The organism is Streptomyces sp. NPDC096311 (assembly GCF_044763085.1).
GTDB lineage: Bacteria > Actinomycetota > Actinomycetes > Streptomycetales > Streptomycetaceae > Streptomyces.
The window spans coordinates 79,646-105,055 of record NZ_JBIWFN010000026.1 but is presented as its reverse complement, the minus strand read 5'-3'; the positions used below and the strand labels follow the sequence as shown (position 1 = coordinate 105,055).

Genomic DNA, 25,410 nt, shown 5'->3' with positions numbered 1-25,410 from the left:
TCAGGGCCGGGTGGGCCGGTGTTTGCGCAGGTGGGACGGGCCCGAACGGATGTCGCACACATGTTCGGAAATTGGTCTATGGTGGGGGTGGGGTCATTGGGAACGAATGTTCGAGAGCCGGGTGAGAGGGCCCTCGAACACGAACGGATACGAACGGATACGAACGGGTGCGGGAGGTGCGTGTGCCGGGGTTCACGCATCTGCACACCGTCTCCGGGTTCTCCCTGCGCTACGGCGCCTCGCACCCGGAGCGGCTGGCCGAGCGTGCCTCGGAGCGGGGCATGGACGCCCTCGCGCTCACCGACCGGGACAGCCTCGCGGGCACGGTCCGGTTCGCCAAGGCCTGTGCGAAGGCGGGTGTCCGTCCGCTGTTCGGGGCGGAGCTCGCGGTCGAGGCTCCCGCCCGAGAGACGAGGGCTTCCGCCCGAACGGCGGAGTCCTTCGCCCGGGCGGCCCGGGCCTCCGCGCCTACGGGCTCGGCTTCCGCCCGGGCGGCCGGGGAGCTCGTGCGAGGAACCGGGGAGCCCGTACGAGGAGCCGGGGAGCCCGTACGAGGGGAGCGGCGCCGCGCCCCGGTCCGTGGTGGTGCCTTCATCGATGAGTCGACTCCCCGGGTGACCTTCCTCGCCCGGGACGGCGCGGCCGGCTGGGCCGACCTCTGCAGAATCGTCACGGCGGCACATGCGGGCGGCGGTCCCGACAGCGGCCCGGGGCGGCAGCCCCTGCTGCTCCGGCCGGACAACCACGCCGAAGGACTGACCGTACTGCTCGGCCCCGCCTCCGACGTCGGCCGCGCACTCGCCGCGGGGCGCCCCGACCGCGCCGCGAAGCTGCTCGCGCCCTGGCGGGAGATCTACGGCGACGCCCTGCGTCTCGAAGCCGTCTGGCACGGCCGCGAGGGCACCGGGCCCGGGTCCCTGCGGCTCGCCGCCCGCACCGTCGGCTTCGCCGCCGAACAGCGGGTGCGCCCGGTGCTCAGCAACGCGGTCCGGTACGCCGACCCGGGCCTCGGTCCGGTCGCCGACGTCCTGGACGCCGCCCGCCGCCTCGTCCCCGTCGACCCCCGGCGCGAGCTGGACTCCGGCGAGGCCTGGCTCAAGGGCGAGGCCGCCATGCTGGGCGCCGCCGAACGGATCGTCGAGGCCGCGGGCTACCGCCGTGACACCGCCTACCGTCTGCTCGAACAGACCCAGGCCGCCGCCGCCGAGTGCCTCGTCGATCCCGAGGACGACCTCGGCATCGGCACCGTCCACTTCCCCGAACCGCATCTCGTCGGCGCGGGCCGGCGCACCGCCCAGCGCGTCCTGGCCTCCCGGGCGGCGGCGGGCATGGTGCTGCGCGGCTACGACCGCAGGCGGGACTACTGGGAACGCATGCACCGCGAGCTGGACATCATCGCCCACCACGACTTCGCCTCCTACTTCCTGACGGTCGCCCAGGTCGTGGACGACGTACGGAAGATGGGCATCCGGGTCGCCGCGCGCGGCTCCGGCGCGGGCTCCCTCGTCAACCATCTCCTCGGCATCGCGCACGCCGACCCGGTCGAGCACGGGCTGCTGATGGAGCGCTTCCTGTCCAAGCGCCGCTCGGTGCTGCCCGACATCGACATCGACGTGGAGTCCGCGCGCCGGCTGGAGGTCTACCGCGCGATCATCGACCGGTTCGGCACCGAGCGGGTCGCGACCGTCTCGATGCCCGAGACCTACCGGGTCCGGCACGCCGTCCGCGATGTGGGCGCCGCCCTCTCCATGGACCCGGCCGACATCGACCGGATCGCCAAGTCCTTCCCGCACATCCGCGCCCGCGACGCCCGCGCGGCGATGGATGAGCTGCCCGAACTGCGGGAGCTGGCACGGGAGTTTCAGCGGAAAGGGGAGAAGTACGGACGGCTGTGGGAGCTGGTCGAGTCCCTCGACGCCCTCCCCCGCGGCATCGCCATGCATCCGTGCGGGGTGCTCCTCTCCGACGCCTCCCTGCTCGCCCGTACGCCGGTCGTGCCGACCAGCGGTGAGGGCTTCCCCATGTCGCAGTTCGACAAGGAGGACGTCGAGGACCTCGGGCTGCTCAAGCTCGATGTGCTGGGCGTGCGGATGCAGTCCGCGATGGCGCACGCGGTGGCCGAGGTGCAGCGGGCCACGGGGGACCGGCCGGACATCGACGCGGTGGCGCCGGGCGACCCGGCGACCTATCGGCTCATCCAGTCCGCCGAGACGCTGGGCTGCTTCCAGATCGAGTCGCCCGGACAGCGCGACCTGGTCGGGCGGCTGCAGCCCGCGACCTTCCACGACCTCGTCGTCGACATCTCGCTCTTCCGGCCGGGACCGGTCGCCGCCGACATGGTGCGGCCGTTCATCGAGGCGCGGCACGGGCGGGCGCCGATCCGCTATCCGCACCCGGACCTGGAGGGACCGCTGAAGGAGACATGCGGCGTCGTGGTCTTCCATGAGCAGATCATCGACATCGTCGACATCATGACCGGCTGCGGACGCGACGAGGCGGACCGGGTGCGGCGCGGGCTCTCCGACCCCGAGTCGCAGGGGCGGATCCGGTTCTGGTTCGCACAGAACGCGGCGGCCAAGGGATACGACGCCGAGACCATCGCGCGGACCTGGGAGATCGTGGAGGCCTTCGGGTCGTACGGCTTCTGCAAGGCGCACGCGGTCGCCTTCGCCGTACCGACGTACCAGTCGGCGTGGCTGAAGGCCCATCACCCGGCCGCTTTCTACGCCGGGTTGCTCACGCACGACCCCGGGATGTACCCGAAGCGGCTGCTGCTGGCGGACGCGCGGCGGCGGGGAGTGCCGATCCTGTCGTTGGACGTGAACCGGTCGGCGGTCGCCCACCGTATCGAACTGGTGTCTGAATCTGCTGGCTCTGCCGGCCGCTGGGGTGTCCGCCTCGCCCTCTGCGACGTGCACGGCATCAGCGAGGCCGAGGCGGCGCGGATCGCGGACGGACAGCCGTACGCCTCCCTGCTCGACTTCTGGGAGCGGGCCCGGCCGAGCAGGCCGCTCGCACAGCGGCTCGCGCAGGTCGGCGCGCTGGACGCGTTCGGCGCCAACCGGCGTGACCTGCAACTGCACCTGACCGAACTGCACCGGGGATCCCGGGGTGCGGGCGGCGGCCAACTCCCGCTTTCCGGCGGGCGGAAGACCGCCTCCGCCGGGCTGCCCGACCTCTCCTCGACGGAGCGGCTCAGCGCCGAACTGGGCGTGTTGTCGATGGACGCCTCGCGCAATCTGATGGACGACCACCGGGAGTTCCTGGGGGAGCTGGGCGTGGTGACGGCACGTCGGCTGCGGGAGGCGCGGCATGGAGAGACGGTCCTGGTCGCGGGCGCCAAGGCGGCCACCCAGACCCCGCCGATCCGCTCCGGCAAACGCGTCATCTTCACCACCCTGGACGACGGCACCGGCCTGGTCGACCTCGCCTTCTTCGACGACTCGCACGATGCCTGCGCCCACACCGTCTTCCACTCCTGGCTGCTGCTGGTGCGCGGAGTGGTGCAGCGCCGGGGTCCGCGCAGCCTCAGCGTGGTGGGCGCGGCGGCCTGGAACCTCGCCGAACTGGTCGAGCTGCGCACCGAGGGCGGCCTCGACGTGGTGGCGGCGCGGCTGGCGGAGCCCGCAGCGGAGCCCCTGCCGGAGGGGGAGGGCGCGAAGGAGAGCCGGAAGATCCGGATGCCCACGGGGTACGAGATGCACCCCTGGGCCGATCTGCGTCCCGCGGGCGAAGGGCCCGCGGGAGGAAAGAAGTTGTGGCACCAGAGTCCGGGGAGTGCGGGATGACCATCCTCTGCGTACGTTTCCAGCTGCCTCCGATGTACGAGGCTGCCCTGCCGGGGCTCCTCGGACTGTTGGAGGAGTTCACCCCCGTCATCGAGGCGCTGCCGCCCGATCGCGTGCTGGTCGATCTGCGGGGCGCCGAACGGTACTTCGGGCGGACCGCCGTGGAGTTCGCCTCGCTGATCCGGGTGCGGGCACTCGCCCGGTACGGGATCGACTGCGCGATCGGCGCCGGACCTGGGCCGATGCTCGCGCGGATGGCACTGCGGGAGGCCGTGCCCGGAGTGACCCGGGTGGTGCCCGGGGAGCCGGACGCCGTCGCGGAGTTCCTCGCCGAGCGGCCCGTCGGCGCGCTGCCCGGGGTCGGCGGCGCCACCGCCCGCACCCTGTGCGAGTACGGCCTCGACACCATCGGCAAGGTCGCCGCCGCGCCCCTGTCCACGCTCCAGCGCCTGACCAGTGCCCGGACCGGCCGCGAACTGCACGAGAAGGCGTCCGGCGTCGACCGCGGCCGGGTCGTCCCGAACGCCACCTCGCACTCTCTCGCCACCGAACGCCCCTTCTCCCGCGACGAGTTGGACCCGTCCCTGCACCGCCGTGCGCTGCTCTCCGGCACCGAGGAACTGGGCACCCGGCTGCGCGCCCTGGAGAAGGTCTGCCGCACCCTGACCCTCACCGTCCGCTACGCCGACCGTTCCTCGACCACCCGCAGCCGCACTCTCAAGGAGCCGACCGCCCACTCCTCGGCGCTCACCGCCACCGCGTACGCCCTGTACGAGACGCTCGGTCTCCAGCGCGCCCGGGTCCGCGCGATCGGCCTGCGCGCCGAGGGCCTCACCCCCGCCGAACAGGCCTCCCACCAGCTGACCTTCGACCCCGTGGACGAGAAGGTCCGCCGCATCGAGGAGGTCGCGGACCGCGCGCGAGCGAAGTTCGGCCCGCATGCGGTGATGCCGGGGACGCTGGCGGCGTAGATCCGGTACGGGGGATCAGTTCGCCCACGGGGGAGTGAGGACCGAGCCGTCGGCCAGTTCCGCCTGGAGGCCGATGGGCGTGGTGACCCAGGCGGTGGCGGTCTCCTGGGCCGGGTTCTCGATGCCCAGGGTCGCGCCGGGGTTGACGATCACCGCGTCGCCCGCGGTGATCCGCTCGGTGCGGCCATCGAGGGTGATCAGCAGTTCGCCGGTGAGGAGGTGGAGGATCTCCTCGCGGTTGACGGTGTGCACGGGGGCCTTGTGCCCCGCGGGTATCTCGCCGCGCCAGGCGCACAGCTCCTTGCTCCCGCTGAGGGGAGTGGCGTACGAGACGAAACGGGCGCCGTGGATCTCGTGGACGACGGCTTCGGACGGGCGGATGACGGGCATGGGTGCCTCCAGGGCAGATGGTCAAGCTGCTTGACTAAATGGCTGGTCTCATGGTCAAGCCGCTTGACCAATTCGTCAAGGGTGTTTCAATGCGTGCGTGCACAACTCCGAGGCCATGGCCCTGTCCGCCGCCCTGCTCGCCGCTGCCGGTGAGCTGACGCAACGTATTCACGAGGGCGTCGTCGCCCGGGGGTTCGAGGGGGTGCGGCCCGCGCACGGTTTCGCGTTCGCGCGGCTCGCCCCGGGTGGCGCAACGGTCTCCGACCTCGCCGCGCATCTGGGGGTCACCAAGCAGGCCGCGAGCCAGCTTGTCGACGAGTTGGTGCGCAAGGGGTACGTGGAGCGGCGGCCGCATCCCGCCGACGCGCGCGCTCGGCTGATCGTGCTGACCGAGCTCGGCTGGGCCTGTACGCGCGCGGCGGAGGAGGCGGCCGCCGACGCGGTGCGGGCCTGGGGTGAGCTACTCGGTGAGAGTGAAATGCGCGCGTTGCGCGACCGTTTGCTGCGTATCGCGCCCTATGGTCCCCTCAGGCCCACCTGGTGATGGTTCGTCAAGTGTGGGGCGGCGACCGAGGCCGCCGCTCTTTGGCGCCGGAAGTTTTTTACTGACGCGTAACTTCACACTTGAGCTACTCGCCCGTAACTTGACGAGTGAACAGCATCCTCGTGATCCGGATCACAGGGCGTACGTCGTCGCAACTCCCTTGAGCCGCAAGGAGATCACCCGATGCTGCCCTGGAAGCGCCTGCTCAGACCCCTCACCGCACTGCTGTTGACCGCGGTGGTCGCCGTGGTCCCCGCCGCCACCGCCCACGCCGCCGCGCCGAGCTGGGGGTCCCCCCTGCTCGAGCGAAGCCGAGAGCTTGGGGGAGGCTGGAACGACTACTCCTGCAAGCCCTCCGCCACCCATCCCCACCCCGTCGTCCTCGTTCACGGCACCTTCGCCAACTCGACCGACAACTGGCTGGCCTTCGCGCCCTACCTGGTGGACCGCGGGTACTGCGTCTTCTCCCTCGACTACGGGCAACTGCCCGGCGTCCCCCTCTTCAACGCCCTCGGCCCCATCGACAAATCGGCCGAACAGCTTCAGGTATTCGTCGACAAGGTGCTCGCCGCGACCGGCGCGGCCAAGGCGGACCTCGTCGGCCACTCGCAGGGCGGCCTGATGCCCCGCTACTACCTCAAGTTCCTCGGCGGAGCCGCCAAGGTGAACACCTTCGTCGGCATCGCGCCCGACAACCACGGCACCACCCTCGACGGCCTCACCAACCTGCTGCCGTACTTCCCGGGCGCCGAGGACCTGCTGTCGGCGGCCACACCCGCGCTCGCCGACCAGATCGTCGGCTCCGCCTTCCTGACCAAACTCAACGCCGGCGGCGACACCGTCCCGGGCGTGCACTACACGGTGATCGCCACCAAGTACGACGAGGTGGTCACGCCGTACCGCTCACAGTTCCTCACCGGATCCGACGTCCACAACGTGCTGCTGCAGGACCTGTGCCCGGTCGACCTCTCCGAGCACGCCGCGATCGGCCTCCTCGACCGGATCGCCTTCCACGAGGCGGCCAACGCCCTCGACCCGGCACACGCCACCCCCACGAACTGCGCCTCCGTGTTCAGCTGACCGCCCCGGCCGGGGCCTGTCCGACCTGAGCCGCCGGACAGGCCCCGGATTACACCGGGAACTAGCGGCCCCGCCGGCCGTCGCTCGTCGCACGACGGCGGACCGAGGAGAACAGCGCCGCCGCGCCCAGCGCCAGCGCGCTCGCCCCGCCGATCGCGAGACAGGAGCTGGAGGAGTCACCGCCGGTCTCGGCGAGGTGCCGCTCCGAGACACCCGCGGCCTCGGGCCGGTCGGCGGAGCCGCCGGGAGCGGCGTCGGAGGTGTTCGTGTCGACCACCGGAGTGGCCGTGCCGTCGTGGTGGTCGTGCCGCACCGTCGACTTGTCGGCACCGTCGGCTATCTGCTGCTCGGAGGGCGCGGAGGCGGTGGGTGCCGGGGTGGTCGGCCCGGGGGTGGTACCGCTTCCGGTACTGCCCGTGCCCGTACCGGTGCTGCCCGTACCGCCGGTGCCAGTACCACCGCCACCGGCACCGGTGTTGCCGGAACCCCCGCCACCGAAGGTGACGTCCGAGCAGGAGTAGAACGCCTCCGGACTGTCCGAACGCTGCCAGATCGCGTAGAGGAGCTGTCTGCCCGAGCGCTGCGGCAGGGTGCCGGAGAAGGTGTAGTAGCCGTTCGTCGCGATCGGGTCGGTCTTCGTGGCGACCGGGTGAGCCAGGTCCAGGTCGGCCCAGGCCAACGGCTTGGCCGGGTCGTAGCCCGCCTTGGTGATGTAGACGTCGAAGGTGCCCTTGTGCGGGGCCGTCACCCGGTACCTGAAGGTGTACGCGCCGCCGCTCACGCTCGTCGTCGGCCAGTCGGTGCGGGCCAGGTCCAGGCCCTTGAACTCGTCGTTGCCCGCGCTGCACAGCTTCCCGTCAGGCATGAGCCGCTGGTGTCCGCCGTTCGCGTCGCCGATCCGGATGCCGTTCCAGTCGTACAGGGCCTGGGTGCCGCCGGCCGCGACGGCCGCCTTGCAGGCGCCGGACTTCGGGCTCTCGGGATTCTCCGCGTAGCACTGGAAGACCCGGCTGACCGGGTCGCCCATCGTGCCGTGCGCGACGGCGGGCCCCGCGGCGAGCGCGGTCAGGGCCACCGGGGCGACACCGACGGCGACTGCGACGGCCTTGCGGCGAGCGGGCATGGGGGAGCTCCTTGAAGCGGACCTTCGGGCGGTACGGCGGACCCCGTGGGGGTGATCAGCAAGCTAGCCCGAAGAAACCGCGAAATCGCCTGTCGGAGGCGGGTGAGAGAGATCCTTATGGTCGGCTTAAGGGAGTGCTGAGCCTGCGCTCAGGTAGGTACCGTTCTGGCCATGACAGATGCCCCGGACGAACCGGAGATCCGCCCGGCCGTCGCCGCCGACGTGGCCGCCGTGAAGGCGGTGACCGACGCCGCGTACCACCACTACATCGAGCGCATCGGAGTGGTGCCGGGGCCCATGGAGGCGGATCACGCGGCGAACGTGGCCGCGGGGCGGGTGTTCGTCACAGGAGAGCCCTTGACGGGCCTCGTGGTGATCGAGGCGTTCGAGGACCATCTCTTCCTCGACAGCATCGCCGTCCACCCCGACGCCCATGGCGAGGGCGTGGGGCGACGGCTGCTGGCGTTCGTGGACGCGCATGCGCGTGCGCTCGGGTTGTCCGAGGTCAGGCTCTACACGAACGCGATGATGTGGGAGAACCAGAGGATCTACCCGAAGTACGGGTACGAGGTCGTGGAACGCCGCGTGGACGGCCGGTACGACCGGATCCACTACCGCAAGCGGCTCGACTGAGGGTTCCGCGCCGGGGCGTGTCTCAGTGCCGGGGCGCGCGGCCCGGGCCGCTCACTCGTCCGGCCACCACGTGCGGTGGATGTCCTTGCGGACCTCCGGACGCTCGGCCGGGCGCTCGTCGGCCTTGTCCCGCACTCGGCGGGACTCCGACTTTCTCAGGGGCTTCTGCACGGTCACACGGCGCATGGCTGCCTCCTTGTGCCTACCGGGATCCGCGGTTGTACGGAGGTAGACCCTTTCCGGGAGAGTTGCTCATCAGTCGGGATCTGTCTGTGGCGGCTGTCACGATTCGACTGTCAGTGGCGGGTGTCACCCTGGGGCACATGACGGGTTACAACGAAATGAATCCAGGTCAGAGCCGTGTCAATCCTTGTCCGAGCGAGGTGAGGCCCGAGCTCGGCGGCGGGGGCGCGGAGGCGGTGGCCGACGCGGACCGGGTGGACTGGGACGCCGAGGCCGACACCTTCGACGACGAGCCGGACCACGGGCTGCGCGACGCCGTCGTGCGGGAGGCCTGGGCGCAGCGGTTGCGCGCCTGGCTGCCCGAGACCCCGTCCGACGTGCTCGACCTCGGCTGCGGCACCGGCAGCCTGGCGCTCCTCGCAGCCGAGCGGGGCCACCGTGTCACCGGGATCGACCGCGCGCCGCGTATGGTCGAGCTGGCCCGCGCCAAGCTCGCCGGACGTGACGCGGTGTTCCTCCTCGGTGACGTGACGACACCGCCCGTCGGTGAGCAGCGGTTCGACGTCGTGCTCGTGCGGCACGTCCTGTGGGCGCTGCCCGACCCCGGGCGCGTCCTGCGGCACTGGCGCGGGCTGCTGCGCCCCGGAGGGCGGCTCGTCCTGGTCGAGGGGGTGTGGGGAACGCTGAGCCCCGCCGGCATACCTGCGGACCGGCTGGCCGCCCTGCTGGAACCCCTGGCCTCGGACCTCCGGGTGGAGCGGCTGTCCGACGACGCGCGGCTGTGGGGGCGCGAGGTGGCGGACGAGCGGTACGCGGTGGTGGCCCATGTCTGACCACCGGGTACGCGACGGTCGCCGAGCGGGCATCCGCCGGGTACCGGCCCTAGCCGAGCAGCGCCTCGAAGTCGCCCTCGCGGGCCAGGAGTTCGAGTGTGTCGAGGGCGTTCTGCGCGGCGGTCGCGGCCCGCGGATCGGTTGTCGCGAGGCCGCTCGCGGCGAACTCGTCCTCGTCCAGGCGCAGCACGTCCGTGCCGTCCGCGGAGCGCCACAGGTCCAGGTCGAGGTCCTCGACGACCAGTTCGCCGCCGGAGAGGGCGGCCGGGCGGGTGATGTCGCAGTACCAGCCCTTCCGCACGCCCTGGGCGTCTCGGACCTCCTTGACCGCGTACCAGCGGTCCCGCCAGTAGTACTCGGTGAAGACATCACCCGGCTCGAACCGTACGAAGCCGAAGTCGCGGACGCCCTCGCCCGCCCACGGCGCGCGCACGGTGACGCGGGTGCCGTCGTCGGCGAGCAGTTCGGCGGGGTAACGGATCTTCGTGCGACCGGACTTGACGAGGACGACCTCCACGGTGCGAGGAGCGTCAAGAGAGTTCGCGGACATACCGCACCTCCGTCCCGCAGATCTCGTAGCCGAACCACTTGTTGATCGCGATCATCGGTTCGTTGCCGGCGTCGTTGCCCGTGAACGCCTCCGTGTACCCGGCGGCGCGGGCACGGTGCAGCGAGTCGTTCTTGGCGAGCTTGGCGAGGCCGCGACCGCGGAACGCGGCGGCGGTGCCCGTCATCACGGTGCCGTAGCGGGAGCCGCCGTCCGTGCGGGCCGCGCTGAACGCCGCCGGGCGGCCGTCGACGAGCGCGACCGTGGTCAGCTCGGCGCTGAACAGGGGGTGGTGCCAGGTCTCCCGGAGCCAGGCCTGGTAGTCCGTGAACTCGCGGGGGATGTCGCTGGGTTCGTCCGCCATCGTCTCCGCGTCCAGGGCGAACAGGGGGCGCGGGGCGTCGGCGAAGTCCGAGCCCTTGCGCAGTTCGACGCCCGGCGGCGGGCCCTGGAGCGGCGGCAGGGTGCCGCCCGCCAGGTCGAGGCGGAGGAAGTGGGCGGAGCGGCTCGCGTGGTAGCCGTGCTTCTCGGCGAACGCGCGGTTGCCCGGCTCGTCCAGGACCCAGGCGAAGAGCTTGGTCGCGCCCAGGGCCGCCAGGTGCTCCTCGGCGGTGCGCACCAGGAGCGAACCCGCGCCACGGCGCGCGCGGCCTGGGTCGACGTACACGTTGAGATAGCCCTGATTCGGCTCCGCGCTGTCGTGCGCGATGCCGACCTGGGCCGTGCCGACCGGTTCGCCGTCCTGCTCCGCGAGCAGCGGGCGGTAGTGGGCGTCCGGGTGCGCGTGCGTGACGTCATACGCGACGGAGTCGGGGGTGTACAGCACGAAGGGGAGGGCGCGGTTGCGGATGTGGGCGAAGCCCTCGGTGTGCCGCCGGTCGTCCGGGCGGACGTCGCTGATGATCACAGTCATGGAGTCGAACGCTACGCGCGAGGTGTGTTCGAGTGCCTCTCATTTTCCGTTCCGTACGGGACAATCGCTGCGTGACGTTGAAGATCCACATCGATGAGGGGGCCGCGCCCTACGAACAGGTGCGTGCCCAGATCTCCGAGCAGGCGCGGTCCGGCGCGCTGCCGGTCGGCTACAAGCTGCCCACCGTGCGGGGGCTGGCCGAGGAACTCGGCCTCGCCGCCAACACGGTCGCCAAGGCCTACCGGGCGCTGGAGTCGGACGGGGTGATCGAGACGCGCGGCCGCAACGGGACGTTCGTCGCCGCGGCGGGCTCGGCGGCGGAGCGTGAAGCGGCGTCGGCCGCACAGGCGTACGCCGAGCGCGTGCACCGCCTCGGCCTCTCCGAGTCCGCCGCGCTGGACGCTGTACGGGATGCCCTGCGGGCGGCCTACGGGGACTAAGCGTTCCGCTGGAAGTACCGGGATGTGCCGTCGCTCGTCTGCGGCGCCCTGGTGGCTGGTCGCGCAGTTCCCCGCGCCCCTTCAGGGCGCTGCCGAACCGCAGCGGACTTCGCGCCCGACCCGCTTAGGGCCTGTCCGGCGTGCGGGTCACCGTCAGGCCCGTTGTCCTTGCCGCGCGGGCGAAGGCCACCGAGTCGTGGATCGCCGCCGCGTTCGGGTCGTTGTTGAAGTACGCGTACACGTCGTGGTCGTCGGACCAGGTGTCCGTGACGCGCCGTACCCAGGTCGTCAGGGACTGCCGGCCGTAGCGCGGCCATGGCTGGGCGCGGCCCTCGTGGAAGCGGACGTAGCCCCAGTCGGCGGTCCGCCACAGGGGTGTCACGGGGCGGGCCAGCACATCGGCCCAGCAGAGGGCGGCGCCCCGTGACTCGAGCACCTTGCGCACCTCCGGTGTCCACCAGGAGTCGTGGCGCGGTTCGACCGCGACCCGGACGCCGGCGGGGAAGCGGCCCAGGCACGCGTCGAGAAGGGCGGGGTCGGCGTGCAGCGTGGGCGGGAGCTGGAGCAGGACCGGGCCCAGGCGGTCGCCGAGCCCGGCGGCGTGGCCGAGCAGTCGGTCGACCGGCTCCGCCGGGTCGCGCAGCCGTTTGATGTGCGTCAGATAGCGGCTCGCCTTGAGGGCGACGACGAAGTCGGGCGGGGTGCGCTCCCGCCAGCTCTCGAAGGTCTCGCGCGTCGGCAGCCGGTAGAAGGCGTTGTTGACCTCGACCGTGGCGAACCGTGCCGCGTACTCCTCCAACCAGAGCCGCATGGGCACCCCGTCCGGGTACAGGGCGCCGCGCCAGTCCTTGTACTGCCACCCCGACGTGCCGACGAACAGGGTCATACGACCATCAAAGCACCGCACGCGGTGCCGGGCGGCTACAGATACAGCCCCGCGTCCGCGCCCTCCCGCTGGTCCGGCACCGATGTCGGCGTGGTGCCCCGGCGCAGCGCGTACAGCTCGGCCAGGGTCGCGCCGTCGCGGCCGACGCCCTCCTCCGTGCCCAGCCAGCTCACCGCCTCCGGGCGGGTCAGCGCGCCGACCTCGATCCGGGCGAGGCAGCGGCCGGGGCGGACCACGGCGGGGTGGAGGCGCTCGAGGTCCTCGTTGGTCGTGACGCCCACGAGCACGTTGCGGCCCTGCCCGAGGAGCCCGTCGGTGAGGTTGAGCAGCCGCGAGAGCGCCTGGCCCGCGGTGTGCTTGGCCTCGCCGCGGATCAGCTCGTCGCAGTCCTCCAGCAGGAGCAGCCGCCAGCGGCCCTTGCCCGTGCCGTCCTCCTCGCCGATCGCGATGTCCATCAGATAGCCGACGTCGGAGAAGAGCCGCTCCGGGTCGAGGACGCAGTCCACCTGGCACCAGTCGCGCCAGGAACGGGCCAGGGTGCGCAGGGCCGAGGTCTTGCCCGTGCCGGGCGGGCCGTGCAGCAGCAACAGCCGGCCCGCGATGTCCTCGGGCGTCGTCTTCATCAGCCGGTCCATGGCGTCCGCCACCGGCCCGGTGTAGTTCGACCGCACCTCCTCCCACGTGCCCGCGGAGATCTGCCGGGTGGTGCGGTGCGGGCCGCGGCGCGGGGAGACGTACCAGAACCCCATCGTCACGTTCTCCGGCTGGGGTTCGGGTTCGTCCGCCGCGCCGTCCGTGGCCTGGTCGAGGATCTTGGCGGCCAGTTCGGTGCTGGTCGCGGTGACCGTGACGTCGGCGCCGCGGTTCCAGCGGGACACCAGCAGTGTCCAGCCGTCGCCCTCGGCGAGCGTGGCGCTGCGGTCGTCGTCGCGGGCCGAGCGCAGCACGCGGGCGCCCGGCGGGAGGAGCGTCGCCCCGGACCGTACGCGGTCGATGTTCGCCGCGTGCGAGTGCGGCTGCTCGCCCGTCGCGAAGCGGCCGAGGAACAGCGCGTCGACGACGTCCGACGGCGAGTCGCTGTCGTCGACGTTGAGCCGGATCGGCAGTGCGTCGTGTGGGTTGGCAGACATGCCGCCATGATCCGTCACGCGGGCGCCCCGTGCACCCGGTTTCCGCGGTGCGTCCTGTGTGTCGGCTGTGTCTGCCCGTATCCCCTCCGTCCTGTTACACGGCTGTGGTCTTACAAGACCTGTCCCGCGGCCGATCCCCGCCGTTACTGTTGCCCTTGATGGGACGTCATGGGTGGAATTCGGGGGCACGGCGGTGGCGGCTCACCGCGCTGCTCGGCGTGGGAGTGGCCGCTCTGGCCCTGGTGGTGACCTTGCTCAACACCCTGCCCGGAGGCGGCGCGAGCACCGCGGGCACCACGCGCGACGGGGACAAGGTGCACGGCACCCCCGTCACCCCGCCCGAAACGCCGCAACCCGAGGTGGGCTGGGGCTTCACCCACACCCAGTACAGCGCCGACCAGAGCAGTGACACGGCCACCCGGCGCGTCGAGGGGCTGCTGCAGAAGCAGTCGCTGCCGCAGATCCAGCACATCATGGGCTGGGGGGCGGGCAACCCCGAACCCTCCAAGGGGCGCTACGACTTCTCCGAGATGGACCGCCGTATCGACTTCATGCGGAAGTCCGGCGGGACCCCGGTCGTCACCCTGTGCTGCTCCCCGGACTGGATGAAGGGCGGCAAGGCCGGCGCCGACAACACGAACTGGAGCCAGGCCGCCCTGGAGACCGCCCCGGACCGCGCCCACTACGCGGACTTCGCCGCGCTCGCCGCGACCGTCGCCAAGCGCTATCCGGACGTCCGTCACTTCATCGTCTGGAACGAGTTCAAGGGCTTCTGGAACGACGGCAAGGCCCGCTGGGATTACGAGGGCTACACCGAGCTCTACAACCTCGTCTACAAGGCGCTGAAGAAGGTCAACAAGGACATCCTGGTCGGCGGGCCCTACCTCGTCATGGACAGCGTCGACCCCCGCCAGACGGAGAACGCGTCGACGACCCTGAAGGGCACCTGGGGCGCCATGGACCAGCGGGTCCTCGACGCCTTCGACTACTGGAACAAGAACAAGGTGGGCGCCGACTTCGTCGTCGTCGACGGCTCCAGCTACACCAAGGACGACGACCTGCTCCCGAACGAGTTCGCGGCCACCGACAAGTTCACCGCCGTCAGCCGGTGGGTGCGCGAGCGGACCCACGGACTGCCTCTGTGGTGGGCCGAGTACTACGTCGAGCCCGCCGACGGCAACGACGAGCGCACGGGCTGGTCCGAGGCCCACCGCGTCGCCGTCCAGGCCGCCGGCCTGATCGCGATGGCCCGCGGCGGCGCCACCTCCGGCTTCTACTGGAACCCGGAGAAGGAGAAGGGCACCGACTGCGCGGGCTGCCTGTGGACGCCGACCGACCGTGCCGCCGGCGGCACGGCCCTGCCCATGCTCGACCTCGTCTCCCGCTTCAGCCGGGCGTTCGCCCCCGGCTCCACGTACGCGACGGTGTCCGTGGCCCCCGACGACGTGCCGGCCGTACGCGTCCTCGCCACCGACAAGGCCGTCCTGGTCGTGAACACCCTGGACCGGTCCATCGACGCGCAGGTGGACGGCAAGCGGTTCGACATGAAGGCCTACGAAGTGAAGTGGCTCACCCGCTGAACCCGTGATCCCGGGTCCGGGTGAGCCACTCCGCCCGGCTGGGCGTCGTCCTGCCGACCTACTTCATGGTCAGGAACCGCTGTACGAGCGAGGCCAGCAGCACCGCCAGCAGCGGCAGCGAGAACCAGAAGCTGCTCTGCAGCCACCGCAGCTGCCGCACACTCGGCCGCACCGCGACCCGTACGACCTCCCGCGCCGCCAGCATGATGATGAGCGCCACCGCCGCCAGCGCGCCGATGACCGACCACGGTGTCCAGGTGACCAGGGGACCGATCGGCCCCGGACTGGGCTCGAGCACCTTGCCCGCGGGCTGCTTGCGCAGCGCGTACATCGTCACGTCGTCGTTGACGAGGACCTTCTTCAGGTCCTGCCGGTCGTCGAGGTTGCGGATGAGCCGCGACTCCCAGGTCGCCGAGTAGCCCACGTCCATCTGGAGGTAGACCACCTGGCTGCGGTTGATCATCAGGTACGAGTTCGGGCCGGCGTCCCTGAGCGACTTGACCAGCCCGGACACCAGCACCGGGTCGCTCGGCGCCAGTGTCGGCACGTACTGCACCTTCTCCATGTCCCGGGTGCCCCACGGCATCGCGGGCGTCACGTTGTTGACCGTGTCGTTGCTCAGCCACAGCAGCCGTACGGTCGGCTTGTCGTGGGCGTACACGTAGTTCATGGCCGTGACCTCGCCCGGCCGGATCCGCTCGAAGGACTCGTTGCCCCAACGAGCCACCAGGAAGCCGCCCATGAGCAGCAGACCCGCCATGAGCGCGGCCAGCGGCGCGAGGCTCACCCGGTCCTTCTCCCGTTCCTTCGCGGTGACGCCGGTGCGCGGGAAGAGGGCGAGACCGGCCAGCAGCGCCGCTCCCGGCAGGGCGAACATGAAGACCCGCAGGGCCATCTCGCCGCCGTACGACTGCATGCCGAAGCCCAGGAACGGGACGAAGGTCAGGACGATCAGCGACCGCTCGCGGTACTTGTGGTCGCGCCGCCGCCACCAGCCCCAGCAGGCGAAGGCCATCACACCGCCGGCGAGCAGCACGCGCGCGTAGAGAACGAGTTTGTGCGTCGAACTGCCGCCCTGGATACGGCCGGAGACGGAGGTCGACACATTGCTGCCGACGCCGCCGACCCCGCCGAACAGGTCGTTGAAGTGCCCCGACCAGTACGGCTCGGCCATGAAGCCGATCCAGACGGAGACCAGCACGGCGAACAGGATCGGCAGCCCGCGCAGTTCGCAGCGGCCCACGAGGACGAGGACCGCGAGCACCCCGAGCATCACGAACGGGGTGAGCTGGTGTGCCGGGACGCTCGCCGCGAACAGGCCGATCAGCACCATGAGGAGCACGGCCCGCTGGCGCCGGTCGGTCGGCTCGACCTCCGCCTCGCCCGGGCGCACCTTCGCCCACAGCACACGCGGCGCCCGGAACCACACCAGGAGGATCGCCACGAAGACGAGGTAGAGGAGGTAGGTGAAGCCCTGCGGAGAGAAGTAGTCCTGGCCCACCCAGCCGCTCAGCACGAAGATCCAGATGCCGGTCCACTTGGCGCGCCAGCTCGCCCGCATCGAACGCACGAGCAGGAACATCGGGGCCAGGTAGAGCAGCTGCATGGTCAGCGGCCACCAGCGGATCACCTCGGTGAGGTCGCTGACACCGCAGGCCTTGGCGACGAACGCGGCCCCCGCGAAGAAGCCCGGCCAGCTCCAGCGCGCATCGAGGTCGGGTACCGCGGATCCGGTGCGGTCGATGTAGTCGATGAAGCCGAGGTGCTGCCAGGCGGTGGCGAACCGTGGCTCGGTCTCGATGACCGCGGGGAGCGCGTGCAGGGAGATCACGGTGGCGAGCAGGGTGATGAGCAGCAGGCCCCTGTGCTCGCGGTTCATCCAGAGCAGCGAGGCGAAGACCGTGATCAGGAGGGCCGCGCCGATCAGGGTGGGCAGCGGCAGGACGGAGATGAGGCCGAGGCCGCCCATCGTGTCGAGGGAGGCGTCGTCGAGGCCCAGTGCCGGGACCCAGTAGAGGAGGAGTGCGGAGATCAGCAGGAAGCCGAGGAGCACGCCGGGCTTGGAAGGGTGTCGTAGGCGTTCGCGGAGGGGTGGCGTGGTGTCGTCCGGCGGCTGCGGGTCGTCCGTGGCCGGGCGCGCAGGTCCCCGCGCCTCCGACGGGGCGCTGTCCGTGCCCTCTGATGGGAAGGAGGCCGTTTCGAAGGGGGCGTCCACCTCCGGGGCCTCCGCCGGGCCAAGGGAAGCCTCCGAGCCCGGCTCCCGCGCCTCCACCGGCAGCCCCACTGAGGGCAGTTGCGGCTTGAGCGCCCAGGTCGGGCGGTGGTCCGGGCGTGCCTTGGGTGTGCCCGTGGGTGGGGTGCCGGGGCCCGGGCGGACGTCCGGGCGGCGTTCCTGGTGGTCGAAGTCGACGTGCACGCCGAGGGCGAGGGTGTCGGAGTCGAGGGCCCAGGCGGGCCCCCGCTTCGCCTCGCGCGGCCCCGCCGCGGCCACGTCGCGCGCCCCCAGGTCGGCGAGGTCACCGTCCGGCGCCGCGCCCGCCGGGAGTTCGGCGGGCGGCGCGGTCCGTACGATCTTGAACAGCTTGGGCGCGGCGATCGACACGATCACCGCGAGGCTGGAGATCTCCGCGACGCCCGCCCCGGTCAGGCCCATCCGGGGCAGCAGGATCACCGTCAGGCCGAGGACCAGGACGCACAGCAGGCCCTGCAGATAGGCGAGTCCGGAGGTGCGGCTCTGGGCGCGCAGCACCGCGAAGTACGTCTCCATGACGACCCGCAGCAGCGCGCCGACCGCGAACCAGCGCAGCAGCGGGGTCGCCGCGTGCGCGTAGCCGTCGCCGAAGACGTGCAGGATGAACGGCGCCCCGACGAACAGCAGCCCGCACACGGGCAGCATGATCCGGGCCATGCGCTTGATCGCGGCCCGGGTGTTCGCGGCGAGCCGCGTGGGGTCGTGCGAGCCCTCGACGGTCAGCGAGGCGCCCATGTTGATGGCGAGCAGGTTGACCGTGCCGCCGATCGTCGTGGTGATGTAGAAGTACGCGTTGTCGGAGGAGCTGACCTGCGAGGCGACGATCACCGGGACGAGATAGACCACGGCGAGCGAGAAGAGCGAGCCGGTGTAGTCGCCGGCGAGGAAGCGTCCGACCTCCTTGAGCGTGGGCGGGTTCGCGCGCTCCTCGGTCGCCTTGATGTGCCGGGGGACCAGCCGCCGGAAGACCAGCAGGCCGAGCGGTACCACCGACAGGGCGATCGCGGCGACCCAGGAGACGAAGACACCCGTCGTCGGGATCGCGGCGGCGAGCCCGACCAGCAGCGCCAGCTTCACCGCGGAGAACACGGTGTTGCCCACCGGCACCCAGAGCGCGCTGCGCAGTCCGGTCAGCACGCCGTCCTGCAGGGTCAGCAGCGACCAGGCGACGACCGCCAGGATGAAGCCGAGGCCGTTGAGCGGGCCGTGCAGGAAGCGGTACGAGGGTCCCCACGCGTTCAGGGTCAGCAGGAAGACCACGGCGGCCAGCGCCACGACCACCGAACTTCCCGCGTACGTACGGAAGATGAGGCGTCCGGTGGCGCGGCCCGCGACGGGGATGAAGCGGGCCAGGGCGCCGGTCAGGGTCACCGCGGTCAGGCCCGCCAGGAGCTTCATCGCGGCGATCGCGGCGGAGCCCTGGCCGACCGCGGCGTCGGAGTAGTAGCGGGCGGCGACCAGCCAGTAGCCGAGCCCGAGCACCGCAGAGATCCCGGTGTTGAGCATCAGGGCGTAGGCGTTGCGGAAGAGTTGGTTGCCTCCGCCGCCGTCCTTGCGGCCCCGGCCGGGCAGGCGGAGGCGGCGCCCGGTCCGCTGCTCGGGCGCCTCGGCGGTGGGCGATGAGGCCTGGGTTGTGGTCGTCGTGTCAGACACGGGAACGGATGGCCTTCCGGCGGACCTGTCGTGCTCTTCGGACCATGGCGTACCCCTTGGTGAGGGCGCGGTCCCGGACGAAATTGCGGGCGATCGCGCGGCCTTCGACGAGCCGCTCGAACTCCTCGATACCGGTGGTGCGGCGCACGGTCACGCGTTGCAGGGCGTACGGGCCCTGGCGGCGGAGCGCCAGGCCGTTGCCGACGGCGAGCGACTGGGCGAAGCCCGTCTCCCGCACCACCTGGCGCACCCGGCGGCTGGAGTAGCCGTAGGGGTACGCGAACGAGGCCGGGCGGCTGCCCAGTTCGTCGGCGATGATCTCCTTGCAGCGCAGCACCTCGAACCGCAGCGCGTCCTCGGACAGCTGGTCCAGCTGCGGGTGTGTGTGGCTGTGCCCGCCGATCTCGACCTGCTCGGCGGCGAGTTCGCGCACCTGAGCCCAGCTCAGCATGGCGTCGAGGCCGCCTCCGGTGTCGTACGCGCCCTTGATCCACCCCGTCGAGACGAACAGCGTGGCGGCGAAGCCGTGCTTGGCCAGCACGGGCAGCCCGTGCCGGTGCACGCCCTCGTAACCGTCGTCGAAGGTGATCAGCACGGGTCGCTCCGGCAGCGGTCCGCCGGACCGCCAACGCGCCGCCAGCGCCGCCGTGTCGACGGGGGTGAACCCCTGGTCCCCGAGCAGTGCCATCTGCTCGGCGAACGCCTCGGGCCCCACGGACAGCTCACGCGTCGCGTCATTGGGCGCGGCGGCGATGGAGTGGTACATGAGGATGGGTACGGGAGCGTCCTTCACCGGCCCGCACCTCCCTCGTGCACCCGGCCCGCCGCCGCGACGGCGGTGTCCGGCGCGCGGCGTCCGCGCGGCCCCCGGCACCGCCCCGTGCCCCGCGTGGGTCTGGTGCTCATGCCGCCGCCCCCTCGCGTCCCGGACCGCTCTCGGTTCCGTTCCCGATCTCGGCCACGGTGAACGTGGCGCCGCCCCTGCGGGCCCGGACGCTGCCGAGTACGTACCCGCCGGCCGCCGTCAGGACACCGGCCACGATGGCGCCCGCACGGCCCGCGCCGCCCGGGCGGGCGAGCAGGGCGTCGCGCAGCCCGCGGGCCACCCCGGCGGGCAGGACGCGGGTCGTGTAGCGGCGCTCCGACTCGAGGCCCTTGTCGGCGCCGACGCTCCGGGCGACCAGGGCCTTGGAGAGGCCCTCGGCGTAGGCGCGGGTGCGGAAGTACGCGAAGTGCTCGCGTGGTTCCGGTACCCGGTGGTGGATGACCGCGCGGTCGTCGATCAGCAGGATCGCGTCCGGGCGGGCGCGGGTGAGGCGGATGCACAGCTCCGTCTCCTCGCAGCCCAGCGGACGCTTGTCGCCGTCGCGGCCGATGCCGGTCGCGAAGCCGCCCGCCGCGTCGAACGCCGTACGACGGAAAGAAGCGTTTCCGCCCAGGACGTTGCGGACCTGGACCCGGCCCGGCGGCAGCCCCTTGTACGTGCAGCCCACCACCCAGTCGAACTCCTCGGGGAACCAGGCGGGCCGGCGACCCGACGCCCAGATCGGCATCGTACGGCCGCCGACGGCCATGACCCGTGGGTCGGCGTATCCCGAGGCGAAGTGGCGCAGCCAGTCGCGCTCGGCCACGGCGTCGTCGTCGAGGAAGGCGATGATCTCGCCGTGCGCGACGGCGATCCCGGTGTTGCGGCCCGCGGACAGGCCGCGCGGGCCCGCGTTGGCGAGCACCCGTACCGCGTCGGTCTCCTTGTACTCCCTGCTCAGCCGGTCGAGCAGGGTGGCGTTGTGGTCCACGACGAGGAGCGTCTCCAGGGCGGGCAGCGACTGCGCCCGCACCGAGGAGACCGCCGCGAGGATGTCCTCCCACCGGTCCTCGGTGTAGACGCAGATCACCACAGAGATGTCGGGACTGCTCAAGACACCTCTCCCTGGCCCGAGTCGAGCTGGGCGGCGTGCGGCCTGCGGCGCAGAGCACGCCGGTTGGAACGCTCACCCATGATCACCTTGAGCACCCTGAACCCGTCCCGCACGGCCCGCAGATTGCTCGTGCCGTGGATGCGGAGGTACTCGTGGCTGGGTATCTCCTGCACCTTGAGCCCGGCCTTGACCACCCGGATGTTCATCAGGGTCTCGACCTCGAAGCCGGTGCAGTCGAGTTCGATCTGGTCCAGGCAGTGCCGCCAGAACGCGTTGTAGCCGTAGCAGAGGTCGGTGTAGCGGGCGCCGAACTTGGCGTTGACGGCCGCGCACAGCACCCGGTTGCCCAGCTTGCGGATCGGTGTCATGTCGGAGGTGCCGCCGCCGTTGGCGAACCGCGACCCCTTGGCGAAGTCCGCCCCGGACACCAGCGCGGACACATACGACACGATCTCGTGGCCGTCGGCCGAGCCGTCCGCGTCGACCATCACGATGATGTCGCCGGTGCACGCCTCGAATCCGGTGATCAGGGCGTCGCCCTTGCCCTTTCCCTGCTGCTCGACGACCTTGACGTCGGGCCACAGTTCACGGGCCACCTCGACGGTGTTGTCGGTGGAATTGCCGTCGACAAGAACCACTTCGTGTATCCAGGCGGGAAGGGTCTTGAAGACGTACGGGAGGTTCTCCGCCTCATTCATGGCGGGGATCACGACACTCACCGGTGGCGCGATGGCCAGGTGAGAGGAGATCGGCCGGTATTTGCCGGCCATTAACGGATCTTCGCCCGATACGGCTGGGCGCAGGACTGAGCTCATGAGTCTGGTCCCTCTCGTCCGGTGGACCGCCCGCCCCTGGGCGGTCCGGCTTTTAGTCCGGTTCGAAAGGGGGGTTCTCACTTACGGCATGACGAAATGGATCTCCGTGCATGCCGGGTGAGCTGGCAAAGCTGGCCGATTCCGAAGGCGGAAGTCCGAAGACGGAACCCCGAGGACGGAATTCCGGATGCGGAAACCGGTCGCGCGGCACGACTCGGCACAAGTGTGGTCACCGAGCACGGCACCCCCCTACCGCGCCCCGCGCCGGACCCTCTTCGCGATCTTGAGCCCTCCCCTAGATCGCATGTGCGTGATGGTCCGATGCGGGTGAGATGTATGACGGTATTGACGATTGCGTCCATATGGCAAGGCCTGGAACGACGTCTCACGTTTTTGTTGGTTTGGCCGTTACCTAACGAATCGAACGGATTTTCCCCGTCCGCTTGCGCAGTCGTCGTGCCACCACCAGGAGGAGAACAAGAGAGCTGATCGCCGTCACGGCCACGATTCCGCCATGGACCGACCATCGGTGCACCGCCAGCATGCCCTGGGCGACGAGGAGGTCGACGGCGATCGCTCCCGCGACGGACGTCACCGTGCGGGCGAAGGGATCCAGCCCGCGCAGCGCGGCCCCGATGGCGGCTCCTGGTGCGGCGAGCAGGAAGAAGAGCGTGAACGGGCCGCGCAGCGAAGAGTCCACGTCGGCGAGCGCGAGTACCGCGCCGACCCCCGCGACGGCCACCGCCATGCCCGCGAGCAGCGGGACCAGGTCCCTCCCCGGATCCTGTCCCGACCGCTTGTCACTGTCTGATGAAGGTGACTTGATGCCTATGGTCTGCATGGGCGACTTTGCCCCCTGAAGCGCCGGATGCCGGGCTTCAATGTCGCGCAGCGGGCTGGGGGCCGTCAAGGCGCGGTGGGCACTCATGGGGCCTTCTTGGTCGACTTCAAACATGGAGCGCGAGTGTTCACCGCGTGTTCCCCGCAGGCGCCGGCCGCTTCTGGGGAACACGCGTTGTGGGGCGGGCGGGTTGGGGCGTCGCGCGGGGTGATCTTCGGCGCGACCCGTATGAGTGCACGGTGTGGGGCGGTCATCCAGGCTTCGATGCAAAGGAGTTGACGGCCCGTCAAAACAGTGGGCGATGGCCGTAGGGGTCGAAAAGTCTTGGCATGGACACTTCCTGTCAACACGCGTAGCTGCTACGACAGTTGTGGCAGAGATCCTGCTAAAGGGAGGTTCCATGAGACGTTCCCGAATTACGGCATACGTGACCTCACTCCTCCTCGCCGTCGGCGTCGCCCTCACCGGGGCCGCGACGGCGCAGGCGTCCGGAACCGTCGCGGCCACCGGCTATGTGGCCCTCGGTGACTCCTACTCGTCCGGTGTCGGCGCGGGCAGCTACATCAGCTCCAGCGGCGACTGCTTGCGCAGCACCAAGGCGTACCCCTACCTCTGGGCCGCCGCCCATTCACCGTCGTCGTTCGACTTCACGGCCTGCTCGGGCGCCCGTACGGGTGATGTCCTGGCGAACCAGCTGGGCCCGCTCAGCTCCTCCACCGGCCTCGTCTCCCTCAGCATCGGCGGAAACGACGCGGGCTTCGCGGACGTCATGACGACGTGCGTGCTCCAGTCCGACAGCGGCTGCCTGTCCCGCATCGCCACCGCCAAGGCCTACGTCGACTCCACGCTCCCCGGCCAACTCGACTCCGTCTACTCCGCGATCAGCTCGAAGGCGCCCGCCGCCCATGTGGTCGTCCTCGGCTACCCCAGGTTCTACAAACTGGGCGCGACCTGCCTCGGCCTCTCCGACACCAAGCGCGCCGCGATCAACGGCGCCGCCGACTACCTGGACAGCGCCATCGCCAAGCGCGCCGCCGACCACGGCTTCACCTTCGGCGACGTCAGGAGCACCTTCACCGGTCACGAGCTCTGCTCCGGCAGCGCCTGGCTGCACAGCCTGAACCTGCTGAACATCACCGAGTCGTACCACCCCACCGCGGCCGGCCACTCCGGCGGCTATCTGCCGGTCTTCACCTCGGCAGCCTGACCGCCCCTCACGGAGACGTGGAAGCGGAGGCCTCGTCCGACGGGGTCTCCGTCACACACGTCACCGAGAACGGCACCGAGTTGGACGTCGTCCGGACGGGGCTGCGCACCTCCACGCTGATCTCGTTCTGGAAGATCCCGCTCGCGTTGTACGTCGTCAAGAAGATCGACTTCTGTTTGGTCCTGCCACCGTCCGACGAGAACGACAGGGTCTTCCAGCCCGGTTCGGACACCTCGCCCGTCTTCAACACCCAGCGGTACTGGACGTCCACCGGTACACGGCCCACCGTGAAGGTCGCCGTGAAGGTCGGCGCCTGCGCCTGGGGCGGCGGGCAGGAACCGGAGTAGTCGGTGTGCGCACCCGCGACCGTCACCTGCACGGACTGGGCCGGCGGCGAGCTCGTACGAGCGCTGCTCGACGGACTGGCCGAGGGCGTGGAGCCGCCCGGGGCGGCCGTGTTGCCCTTGCTGCTGCTCGCGGACGGCGAACTCCCGCCGCCGGAACCGCTCTTGGTGCCACTCCCGCTGCTGCTGTCGTTGCTGCTCCCGCCGCCGTTGTCACGGTTGACCAAGGCGTACGTCAGTCCGCCCAGGGCGAGCGCGAGCGCGATCACGCCCGCGATCACGGCGGCGGCCGCGCGCCGGTTGCGTACGGGCTCCGTGGAAGTGGGGGTGTCGGTGTGCGGCGGATACGGCGTGTAACCCGGCTGCGGTCCCTGTGGAGAGGTCCGGGACTGCTGCGTGGGAGGTCCGAATCCCGGCGGCGGCTGTGCGGGCTGGGAGAACGAGGAGATCGTCGGCGACTGGGTGGTCGGCGACGGCGGTCCCGCGGCCGGGAAGCCGCCCGCGGCGACGAGCCGCAGATCGCTCTCCGCCTGCGCGGCGCTCAGCCGCTCGGCCGGGTCCTTCCTCAGCAGACCCTCGATCACGGGCGCGAGCGGCCCCGCGCGGCGCGGCGGCGGCAGCGGCTCGTCGACGATGGCCCGCAGAGTGCTCAGCGGGGTGTTGTGACGGAAGGGCGAGTTGCCCTCGACCGTCGCGTACAACAGGACGCCGAGCGACCACAGGTCGGACTCGGGCCCGGGCGTACGGCCGAGCGCCCGCTCCGGGGCGAGGAACTCGGGCGAACCGATGACCTCGCCCGTCATCGTCAGCGCCGAACTGCCCTCGACCGTCGCGATACCGAAGTCCGTGAGGACGACCCGGCCCTCGTTCGACAGCAGCACGTTCGCCGGCTTCACATCGCGGTGCAGCACCCCGGCCTCGTGCGCGGCCCGCAGGGCGGAGAGCACCTCGGCGCCGATGTCGGCGGCGCGCTGCGGCGACTGCGGGCCCTCGGAGTCCAGCAGGTCGGACAGGGCGATGCCACGGACGAGTTCCATGACGATCCAGGGGCGGCCGTCCTGCGTCGCCACGTCGTACACCGTCACCACATTGCGGTTCGCGACCCGGGCCGCGGCCCACGCCTCGCGCTCCAGCCGGGCGTACATCCGCTCCACGTCGTGCGCCGGGATCCCGGCGGGCGCACGGACCTCCTTGACGGCGACCTCGCGGTGCAGCACTTCGTCACGGGCGCGCCACACGGTCCCCATACCGCCCTCGCCCAAGGGGGAGAGGAGGCGGTAGCGGCCCGCGATCACACGTTCACTGCCCGGCTCTTCGGACACGGGTGTCCCCCATTCGT

The 25,410-nt window shown here is 71.1% G+C and carries 22 protein-coding genes; 9 read left to right on the top strand and 13 right to left on the bottom strand.

Features of this window, described 5'->3' with window-relative positions; all coding sequences use genetic code 11:
- Positions 1-182 precede the first annotated feature (182 nt).
- Together ACIRA5_RS45150 and ACIRA5_RS45145 are read left to right on the top strand one after the other, a co-directional pair.
- Positions 183-3,788 (top strand): DNA polymerase III subunit alpha, encoded by a 3,606-nt coding sequence (locus ACIRA5_RS45150; RefSeq protein ID WP_403701901.1) that lies wholly within the window; start codon positions 183-185, stop codon positions 3,786-3,788.
- Positions 3,785-4,759, top strand: coding sequence for a DNA polymerase thumb domain-containing protein (locus tag ACIRA5_RS45145; protein WP_403701898.1), 975 nt, complete (start codon positions 3,785-3,787; stop codon positions 4,757-4,759). Before ACIRA5_RS45150 ends, ACIRA5_RS45145 begins: the two co-directional genes overlap by 4 nt.
- Positions 4,760-4,774: 15 nt before the next feature.
- Here ACIRA5_RS45145 and ACIRA5_RS45140 read toward each other — a convergent pair whose 3' ends face one another.
- Positions 4,775-5,149 (bottom strand): cupin domain-containing protein, encoded by a 375-nt coding sequence (locus ACIRA5_RS45140; protein ID WP_403701895.1) that lies wholly within the window; start codon positions 5,147-5,149, stop codon positions 4,775-4,777.
- Positions 5,150-5,246: 97 nt separating this feature from the next.
- On the opposite strand from ACIRA5_RS45140, the gene ACIRA5_RS45135 reads away from it, so the two are divergent.
- Both ACIRA5_RS45135 and ACIRA5_RS45130 read left to right on the top strand, forming a co-directional pair.
- Positions 5,247-5,693 carry a MarR family winged helix-turn-helix transcriptional regulator gene (locus ACIRA5_RS45135; protein ID WP_403701892.1) on the top strand — a complete coding sequence of 149 codons (447 nt, stop codon included), beginning with the start codon at positions 5,247-5,249 and terminating at the stop codon, positions 5,691-5,693.
- A 183-nt stretch (positions 5,694-5,876) separates the two neighbouring features.
- Positions 5,877-6,773 carry an esterase/lipase family protein gene (locus ACIRA5_RS45130; RefSeq protein ID WP_403701890.1) on the top strand — a complete coding sequence of 299 codons (897 nt, stop codon included), beginning with the start codon at positions 5,877-5,879 and terminating at the stop codon, positions 6,771-6,773.
- A 61-nt stretch (positions 6,774-6,834) separates the two neighbouring features.
- Here the strand turns inward: ACIRA5_RS45130 and ACIRA5_RS45125 are convergent, their stop codons facing one another.
- Complete coding sequence (locus ACIRA5_RS45125; RefSeq protein ID WP_403701888.1) at positions 6,835-7,896, bottom strand: lytic polysaccharide monooxygenase; 1,062 nt, start codon at positions 7,894-7,896, stop codon at positions 6,835-6,837.
- Positions 7,897-8,067: 171 nt separating this feature from the next.
- Between ACIRA5_RS45125 and ACIRA5_RS45120 the strand changes: the two genes are divergently transcribed.
- A complete protein-coding gene (locus ACIRA5_RS45120) occupies positions 8,068-8,529 on the top strand; it encodes a GNAT family N-acetyltransferase (RefSeq protein WP_403701885.1) in 462 nt (153 codons plus the stop codon).
- A 51-nt stretch (positions 8,530-8,580) separates the two neighbouring features.
- On the opposite strand, the gene ACIRA5_RS45115 is transcribed toward ACIRA5_RS45120, so the two are convergent.
- Positions 8,581-8,715 (bottom strand): hypothetical protein, encoded by a 135-nt coding sequence (locus ACIRA5_RS45115; protein ID WP_096240005.1) that lies wholly within the window; start codon positions 8,713-8,715, stop codon positions 8,581-8,583.
- 197 nt (positions 8,716-8,912) lie between these two features.
- On the opposite strand from ACIRA5_RS45115, the gene ACIRA5_RS45110 reads away from it, so the two are divergent.
- A complete protein-coding gene (locus ACIRA5_RS45110; RefSeq protein WP_403701882.1) occupies positions 8,913-9,545 on the top strand; it encodes a class I SAM-dependent methyltransferase in 633 nt (210 codons plus the stop codon).
- A 49-nt stretch (positions 9,546-9,594) separates the two neighbouring features.
- On the opposite strand, the gene ACIRA5_RS45105 is transcribed toward ACIRA5_RS45110, so the two are convergent.
- Both ACIRA5_RS45105 and ACIRA5_RS45100 read right to left on the bottom strand, forming a co-directional pair.
- Complete coding sequence (locus ACIRA5_RS45105; RefSeq protein WP_403701879.1) at positions 9,595-10,095, bottom strand: DUF402 domain-containing protein; 501 nt, start codon at positions 10,093-10,095, stop codon at positions 9,595-9,597.
- Positions 10,076-11,005 carry a GNAT family N-acetyltransferase gene (locus tag ACIRA5_RS45100; RefSeq protein WP_403701876.1) on the bottom strand — a complete coding sequence of 310 codons (930 nt, stop codon included), beginning with the start codon at positions 11,003-11,005 and terminating at the stop codon, positions 10,076-10,078. The genes ACIRA5_RS45105 and ACIRA5_RS45100 overlap by 20 nt, the downstream gene beginning before the upstream one ends.
- Before the next feature lie 71 nt (positions 11,006-11,076).
- On the opposite strand from ACIRA5_RS45100, the gene ACIRA5_RS45095 reads away from it, so the two are divergent.
- Complete coding sequence (locus tag ACIRA5_RS45095; protein WP_177324034.1) at positions 11,077-11,445, top strand: GntR family transcriptional regulator; 369 nt, start codon at positions 11,077-11,079, stop codon at positions 11,443-11,445.
- A 124-nt stretch (positions 11,446-11,569) separates the two neighbouring features.
- Here the strand turns inward: ACIRA5_RS45095 and ACIRA5_RS45090 are convergent, their stop codons facing one another.
- Together ACIRA5_RS45090 and ACIRA5_RS45085 are read right to left on the bottom strand one after the other, a co-directional pair.
- Entirely contained in the window at positions 11,570-12,331 is a 762-nt protein-coding gene (locus tag ACIRA5_RS45090; RefSeq protein WP_403701873.1) for a DUF72 domain-containing protein, read from the bottom strand.
- A 35-nt stretch (positions 12,332-12,366) separates the two neighbouring features.
- Positions 12,367-13,461: a DUF5925 domain-containing protein gene (locus tag ACIRA5_RS45085; RefSeq protein ID WP_054231066.1), complete on the bottom strand. Its 1,095-nt coding sequence runs from the start codon at positions 13,459-13,461 to the stop codon at positions 12,367-12,369.
- A gap of 158 nt (positions 13,462-13,619) precedes the next feature.
- Here ACIRA5_RS45085 and ACIRA5_RS45080 point away from each other — a divergent pair, with 158 nt between their 5' ends.
- Complete coding sequence (locus tag ACIRA5_RS45080; RefSeq protein ID WP_403701869.1) at positions 13,620-15,041, top strand: xylan 1,4-beta-xylosidase; 1,422 nt, start codon at positions 13,620-13,622, stop codon at positions 15,039-15,041.
- Positions 15,042-15,099: 58 nt separating this feature from the next.
- On the opposite strand, the gene ACIRA5_RS45075 is transcribed toward ACIRA5_RS45080, so the two are convergent.
- The 5 genes from ACIRA5_RS45075 to ACIRA5_RS45055 all read right to left on the bottom strand — a co-directional run bounded on the left by ACIRA5_RS45075 (position 15,100) and on the right by ACIRA5_RS45055 (position 22,520).
- Positions 15,100-18,945, bottom strand: a complete 3,846-nt coding sequence (locus tag ACIRA5_RS45075) for a lipopolysaccharide biosynthesis protein (RefSeq protein ID WP_403701866.1) — start codon at positions 18,943-18,945, stop codon at positions 15,100-15,102.
- The gene (locus ACIRA5_RS45070) at positions 18,938-19,738 is read right to left on the bottom strand and encodes a polysaccharide deacetylase family protein (protein ID WP_403701863.1); all 801 of its coding nucleotides are present in this window, start codon (positions 19,736-19,738) and stop codon (positions 18,938-18,940) included. The genes ACIRA5_RS45075 and ACIRA5_RS45070 overlap by 8 nt, the downstream gene beginning before the upstream one ends.
- Positions 19,739-19,847: 109 nt before the next feature.
- Positions 19,848-20,864, bottom strand: coding sequence for a glycosyltransferase (locus ACIRA5_RS45065; protein ID WP_403701860.1), 1,017 nt, complete (start codon positions 20,862-20,864; stop codon positions 19,848-19,850).
- Positions 20,861-21,679 carry a glycosyltransferase family 2 protein gene (locus tag ACIRA5_RS45060; protein WP_054231071.1) on the bottom strand — a complete coding sequence of 273 codons (819 nt, stop codon included), beginning with the start codon at positions 21,677-21,679 and terminating at the stop codon, positions 20,861-20,863. The genes ACIRA5_RS45065 and ACIRA5_RS45060 overlap by 4 nt, the downstream gene beginning before the upstream one ends.
- Positions 21,680-22,091: 412 nt before the next feature.
- Positions 22,092-22,520: a hypothetical protein gene (locus ACIRA5_RS45055; RefSeq protein WP_403702043.1), complete on the bottom strand. Its 429-nt coding sequence runs from the start codon at positions 22,518-22,520 to the stop codon at positions 22,092-22,094.
- A gap of 400 nt (positions 22,521-22,920) precedes the next feature.
- Here ACIRA5_RS45055 and ACIRA5_RS45050 point away from each other — a divergent pair, with 400 nt between their 5' ends.
- A complete protein-coding gene (locus ACIRA5_RS45050; protein WP_075027770.1) occupies positions 22,921-23,727 on the top strand; it encodes an SGNH/GDSL hydrolase family protein in 807 nt (268 codons plus the stop codon).
- Between the two features lie 7 nt (positions 23,728-23,734).
- Here ACIRA5_RS45050 and ACIRA5_RS45045 read toward each other — a convergent pair whose 3' ends face one another.
- Complete coding sequence (locus ACIRA5_RS45045) at positions 23,735-25,393, bottom strand: protein kinase (protein ID WP_403701856.1); 1,659 nt, start codon at positions 25,391-25,393, stop codon at positions 23,735-23,737.
- Between the last annotated feature and the right edge of the window lie 17 nt (positions 25,394-25,410).